Origin of the sequence: Porphyromonas circumdentaria, assembly GCF_900167105.1 — a bacterium.
GTDB lineage: Bacteria > Bacteroidota > Bacteroidia > Bacteroidales > Porphyromonadaceae > Porphyromonas > Porphyromonas circumdentaria.
The window spans coordinates 50,898-57,135 of record NZ_FUXE01000015.1 but is presented as its reverse complement, the minus strand read 5'-3'; the positions used below and the strand labels follow the sequence as shown (position 1 = coordinate 57,135).

Annotated in this window: 5 protein-coding genes; 1 reads left to right on the top strand and 4 read right to left on the bottom strand. The window is 46.1% G+C overall.

Features of this window, described 5'->3' with window-relative positions:
• The 4 genes from B5D06_RS08995 to B5D06_RS07140 all read right to left on the bottom strand — a co-directional run.
• On the bottom strand, nucleotides 1-1,510 hold a 1,510-nt coding region (locus B5D06_RS08995; protein WP_200804987.1), incomplete at its 3' end, for a hypothetical protein.
• Between the two features lie 538 nt (nucleotides 1,511-2,048).
• Nucleotides 2,049-3,347, bottom strand: a complete 1,299-nt coding sequence (locus B5D06_RS07150) for an NCS2 family permease (protein WP_078737320.1) — start codon at nucleotides 3,345-3,347, stop codon at nucleotides 2,049-2,051.
• Nucleotides 3,348-3,394: 47 nt separating this feature from the next.
• Nucleotides 3,395-4,108, bottom strand: a complete 714-nt coding sequence (locus B5D06_RS07145) for a nucleoside-specific channel-forming Tsx family protein (RefSeq protein ID WP_078737319.1) — start codon at nucleotides 4,106-4,108, stop codon at nucleotides 3,395-3,397.
• 147 nt (nucleotides 4,109-4,255) lie between these two features.
• Nucleotides 4,256-5,470: a uracil-xanthine permease family protein gene (locus B5D06_RS07140; protein WP_078737318.1), complete on the bottom strand. Its 1,215-nt coding sequence runs from the start codon at nucleotides 5,468-5,470 to the stop codon at nucleotides 4,256-4,258.
• Between the two features lie 181 nt (nucleotides 5,471-5,651).
• On the opposite strand from B5D06_RS07140, the gene B5D06_RS07135 reads away from it, so the two are divergent.
• Nucleotides 5,652-6,218, top strand: coding sequence for a hypothetical protein (locus B5D06_RS07135; protein WP_078737317.1), 567 nt, complete (start codon nucleotides 5,652-5,654; stop codon nucleotides 6,216-6,218).
• The last annotated feature ends 20 nt before the right edge of the window (nucleotides 6,219-6,238 follow it).

Sequence of the window (6,238 nt, the reverse complement as noted above, 5' to 3'; positions counted from 1 at the left end):
TACATGTTCCTTTGACTACAATTGTAAGAGCTACAGCTCCCTTTCTTGCGAAAATGCAGTTTTTACCATCTCCTACATCAATTGTTGCATCCTCAAGCGTGAGGGTATTACTGCTCGGGTTGTACTTAACTGTTCCTCTGACGCCATCAATAACGGAGAGGTCGTTGCAATTCTCTGACGTTACTTGAACCCCTGCTATCTTGAGGTTGTATTTAACTGTGGGCTTTATGACAATCTTATTGGTAATATTGCCAGATGCATCACATACGGCATGCTTACCTTCGTTAAATGTCGCCCCTGCTGGTTCGGTGATTCCACAGCCCTCGAGCGTAAGCGATGCCAAGTCGCAGATGGAGCCCTCCGTACCTTCTGCGGTTACCGTTGCATTCTTGATGGTAAGATGCTCTCCACTCTCTCCATCATATCCAGCTATGCCCCAATTGCCTTTGGCTTCCACACGACAGCCATCAATAGTAAGATGGGTATCTTTCAAGTAAATTCCGACGTCATAGGCTGATGCCAAGGAAAGCGTTCCTCCGCCCGTAATAGTTGTATTTTTATAAATGCTAACAGAAGTTCCATGGGACGAGAGACTGCATGTTCCTTTGACTACAATCGTAAGATTTTCTACTTCTGATTCGATGCATATTCCTTCTATCTCAATCATTGCATCCTCCAGCGTGAGGGTATTAGTGTCTGGATTATACTCGACTGTTCCGCTAACGCCATCAATAACGGAGAGGTCGTTGCAATTCTCTGACGTTACTTTAACCCCTGCTATCTTGAGTTTATATTCGGTAACTGCTTCTGTGGGCTTTATGACAATCTTACTTTTGATGATATTGCCATCGGCATCACATACGGCATGCGCACCTTTGTTAAACGCCGCCCCTACTGGTTCGGTGATTTTACAGCCCTCGAGCGTAAGCGATGCCAAGTCGCAGATGGAGCCCTTGCTCCCTTCTGCGGTTACCGTTGCATTCTTGATGGTAAGATGCTCCCCGTTCTCTCCATCCTTTCCCGCTATGCCCCATTCGCCTTTGGCTTCTACACGACAGCCATCAATAGTAAGAGGAGTTTTTTTCAGGTAAATTCCACAGTTATCGGCTGATGCCACGGAAAGCGTTCCTCCGCCCGTAATAGTTGTATTTTCTCTTAAAAAAATAGCAGCTTTTGCAGTAGAAAGATTACATGTCCCTTTGACTACAATCGTAAGATTTTCTACTCCTGATTCGATGCATCTTTTGTTATTTCCTCCTACCTCAATCGTTGCATCCTCCAGGGTGAGGGTCTTAGTGTCTGGATTATACTCGACTGTTCCGCTAACGCCATCAATAACGGAAAGGTCATCACAATTCTCTGACGTTACTTGAACCCCTGCTATCTCGAGGTTATATTCGGTCTGCGCTTTTGCCATGAAAGGCATAGCAAACATTACAATAAACAGCGTAGCTATCGCCACGGACATGTTCCTTAGTACTTGATTTTTCATTTTGTTGATTTGTTTCATTACTGTTTGTTATTAAAACCAGATTACCAGAAAAAAAGAACACAAGAGCTTCTTTCTTTTGCAAATCTACATATTTTCAGTTAAATACCAAAGTTTTACTTTTTTAAGGGAAGATTTCTCATAAACCGTAGAAGGGGCTGCGCCAAAAATGAATTTTACCACAGCCCCTTTTTATCGCCTATCCTCGCTCTCAAAAAGCTCCGCTGCCCCGATAACCCAATAGTCCACACAGTGAAGTTGATTTCCTGTTGACCATTCACTCTGGGAATTTACTATCTCAAATTCTCTCTGGATTTTTAGGGAAATAACCTCTCTGCCCCTTCAATTCTAGCTAAATCTCAAATAAAGTGACCATATGAAAAGACTGGCCCAATTAAAATGGCTGTGAGTGTAGTAAAGTTTGTCTGCGCCTCTAAAGCCAGAGCAACACACAAGCACTTGGGAAATCAAGTGCTTGATTTTGTGAGCACCTATCCGCATACCTTTGGAGTATAGGGATAGGTGCTTTTTTGTGTGTTAGGCGTAGCCTTTAGCGGCGTTACTGCAGTATGTAGCGCAAGATGAGTAGCGCAGTTACGATGTAGAGCGTTACACTTACCTGTTTGTACTGTCCGCTCAAGAGTTTCACAAGGGTATAGCTGATGAGCCCGAGTGCCATTCCCTCGGCAATATTGTACGTCAGCACCATCGTAATCATCGTAATAAAACTGGGCAACGCTTCCGACATATCGGAGAGATCAATCTCCTGAATAGCACTCAACATAAAGACCCCAACCAGTACTAACGCCCCCGTGGTAGCAGCGGCAGGTATGAGCAGGAAGAGTGGCGAGAAGAAGAGTGCCAGCAAAAAGAGCATAGCCGTCGTAAACGAAGTAAGACCTGTGCGCCCGCCCTCGGCAATACCCGAGGCACTCTCGACGAATGTAGTTACCGTAGAGGTACCGAGCATAGCCCCTGCCGATGTTGCTACCGCATCTGCCATCATAGCTGCTTTTACGTTTTTCACATTGCCGTTTTCGTCCATCATTTCGGTATTGGCAGCCGCCCCGATGAGTGTACCTATGGTGTTGAATATATCCATGAATACGAGGGCAAAGATGGTCAGCATCATATCCATGTTGAAAATCGCAGCAAAGTCAAACTTCAAAAAGGTGGGGGCTAAGGATTGAGGCGTAGAAATGGGTACGAAGCCATCGGGAAGATTGGTTACACCGAGAGGAATCCCCGCCAAAGTACAGATGATAATACCGTAGAAAAGTGCTCCGCGCACCTTGAGTACGATGAGCACAGCACTGACAATAATCCCCAAAGAGGCGAGAATAGCCGTAGGTGTAAACTTGCCCAACGTAACGAAAGTAGCTTCGTTAGCCACGATAATACCAGCATTCTTTAGTCCGATAAAGGCAATGAACATACCAATACCTGCCGAGATGGCAAAGCGGAGGTTCTTGGGAATACAGCGTACAATCTGTTCGCGGATATTGAACGCTGTGAGCAAGATGAAGATAATCCCCTCTACGAAAACCGCCGTAAGTGCCGCTTCCCAACTATAGCCCATACCGAGTACGAGCGTAAAAGCAAAGAAAGCGTTGATACCCATACTGGGGGCTTGGGCAAAAGGTAGTTTGGCAAAGAAAGCTATCAATATGGTACCGATAGCCGAGGCAAGAGCCGTAGCGGTAAAGACCGCCCCTTTGTCCATACCTGTAGCACTCAGGATGGAGGGGTTTACGGCAAGTATATAGCTCATGGTAAGGAAAGTTGTCAGCCCTGCAACAAGCTCTGTGCGCACTTTGTGTCGTTCGGGCGAGAAGCCCAATAGTTTCAAAAAATTCATGAGTTGCTATTTTTTCTACGTTACGATGAATAGATGCTCCACTATGTTTAGAAGCTCCACTTAACAGCAAGGGTAGGAAGGGCGTAGAAGCGGTCGTTCTTGACAGGGAAGTTATAGCTCATTTCCACTTCGGTACCGATGCTTAGGTTAAAGTCGTCGGCTATGCAAGAGAGTTTGTTGAGGTTGAACCATAGTTGTGGCTCCATGAGGAAGACCATCATATTCTTACCCGCAAAGTCTCTATCGCCCCATAAATCGGCAAAACCAGTGAATGTAAGAAGCCCTTGAGCAAAGTGGTAGTACCACGTACCAGTTAGCTGATAGGAGTGGGGTTGTGCTTGCTTGGCGAGGTATTTATACATGGGCGTGATGCCAAAACCATAGGAGAAGTCCGCGGCGTTGTAGGAGTAATTTGTCCCGAGCAGGTAGGCATCTTTATAAGAGAGGGCATTGCTCAGCCCTCCGTTATACTCCAAATGCACCGAGAGAGGCAACTCCCAGAAGCGGAGGTCGCGTGCAATCTCCCAGTAGGCAGCTTTTACCCCATAGTTTTGGTAGTCCATATCGATGAAAAAGAAAGTGCTACCCCATTTGTCGGGGCGGAACATCTCTACCGTAGTGGTTAGGGCAGGGCGTCCTTTCATATCGTCGGTTACGAGGTGTCCAAAGTCGTAATGGAGCTGTACGTTCTGTGCCTTTACCACAGAGGTCGTAGTGAGGGCAACAAGAAGCGTTGCCATAATGAGAAATAGTTTTTTCATAAAATCGATATTTGATACAGTTTATTTGAGATACGTAGAAGTCCGTTAAGAGAGCCTTGTCGAGTAGGGCACAGAGCTCTTCACTGTATAACCTCCTATTCGGTGCTGTTCATTGTCCGAGAGGGGTCGCTCTCTTGTGAGCAGGGATTACTTTTTATCTTCCACTTTGTCCTCTTTCGTTTCGGGTAAGATAAGGTTCAGAAGTACGGCAATGATAGCCGATAGCCCAATGCCTGATAGGGAGAAGCTACCCATTTGCAGGATAGCCCCACCGATACCTGTGGTGAGTGTTACCGATATGATTACTATGTTGCGAGAACTTGATAGATTGACTTTACTGTTGAGTAGGTTCGAGATGCCTGCTCCAGCAATTGTTCCAAACAGCAACAGCATGATGCCCCCCAAAACAGCTTGGTCAATGCTTTTGAGAAGTGCGCTAACTTTTCCGACCATTGAGAAGATGATACCCGTAATAGCTGCAATGCGTAGCACTACGGGGTCGGTTACTTTGGTGAGCGACATCGCACCCGTAACCTCGGAGTAGGTTGTTACAGGAGGAGCTCCGACCAGAGAAGCAAAAAGGCAAGCTACACCATCGCCCAGCATGGTGCGATGCAGACCTGGAGATTTGACAAAGTTTTTTCCCGTAACGCTATTGACTACGTAGACGTCGCCGATATGCTCTATCACAGGAGCAATAGCCACGGGGATCATAAAGAGTATGGGTTCCCAGCTCAATTCCTTAGGCAGTACCACCTGTGGGAGAGCAAACCAAGGGGCAGAGGCTACCTCCGAAAAGTCGATGCCAAAGAAGATCATATCGGTAAAGTATCCTACCAATATCCCGCAGAATATGGGGATAAGCTTCATGATACCTTTGGCATAGAGCGTTACCGATATAGCCGTGGCGAGAGAAACCAGTGCAAGCAACCAGTTGTTGGCCGCCATATTGACCGCAGCCCCCGATAGCGAGAGCCCGATAAGCATAATGATGGGGCCGATGACTATAGGGGGGAAAAGGCGGTTGATGAATTTCAATCCGAAGAGGCGGATAAGTGCAGACATTACAATATACACGGCAGCTACCCCCAATATGCCAAAGAGTGCGCCTCCCATACCGTATAGCTCTGTGGCTTTAATGATAGGAGCAATGAAGGCAAAGCTACTGCCCAAGAAAATGGGCACTTGCCCCTTGGTAACTAAGTGAAAGAGTAGAGTGCCGATACCAGCCGAAAAGAGTGCGGTAGAAGGGTCTAAGCCCACGAGAAGAGGCACCAGTACGGTAGCCCCAAAGGCTACGAATAGATACTGTACACCCACGACAGTTTTACGCATGGGGGTCAAGTGTGGAGTCTGTTCCATGTAAAATAATTCTTCGTTTTTTGTAAAAGGCGAGGGCAAAATTACAAATATTATCTATTGATACGGTATAAGAGCGCGCTCTCATAGGCTTTATTCCGCTTGCTGTAAAGGAAAGGTTTTATTACCTTTGGGCGCGAGATAGGGTGTTAAAAGTTAAATTAATAAACACACAATGAACAACATGATGAAAAAGATAATCTTTTTGCTTGCTTCTATAGCAATGCTCTCTTCCCCTCTCGCATCTCATGCACAGAGAAAAGCTAAGATGAACCCCAATAAGTATAAAAAGGTACTCTTCGCCGAGGTAGGTACGCCAGGGTTGGGGGTTACGTTCAACTATGATGCACGTTTTGAGAAAGGAAAGGTAAATGGCCTCGGGGGTAGTGCCGGTTTGGGGCTATTTGTCGCACCCGATTTCGTTATAGCTTCTCTTCCCCTTGGATTCAATTTCCTCATGGGTACCAGAAATAGTTTCTTTGAAATGGGAGTCGTTGTAACTCCTTTTATGAGGAGTGTGGAGACTTTTCGTAATTACAACTATGATTCCTATTCGGGGGGTTATGATACAGATTATGTTCGCAAGGAGTACTATGGCATTGGTATAAGCCCCATCTTTGGGTGGCGTTTTCAGCCTGCTACCGAGGGCTTCTTCTTTGCAGCTGGGGTAAGTCCGTTTTTTTCACTGAACAGTAGGGCTATGAGCAATATTCCCATCGGAGGTTACATCCGATTTGGATACAGCTTCTAACCCAGATTTTACCCATAAGA

What these genes read in the sequence shown, in the direction of transcription:
- B5D06_RS07150 (WP_078737320.1), bottom strand. Translation starts at nt 3,347, where the DNA reads ATGAATTTTTTGAAACTATTGGGCTTCTCGCCCGAACGACACAAAGTG.
- B5D06_RS07145 (WP_078737319.1), bottom strand. Translation starts at nt 4,108, where the DNA reads ATGAAAAAACTATTTCTCATTATGGCAACGCTTCTTGTTGCCCTCACT.
- B5D06_RS07140 (WP_078737318.1), bottom strand. Translation starts at nt 5,470, where the DNA reads ATGGAACAGACTCCACACTTGACCCCCATGCGTAAAACTGTCGTGGGT.
- B5D06_RS07135 (WP_078737317.1), top strand. Translation starts at nt 5,652, where the DNA reads ATGATGAAAAAGATAATCTTTTTGCTTGCTTCTATAGCAATGCTCTCT.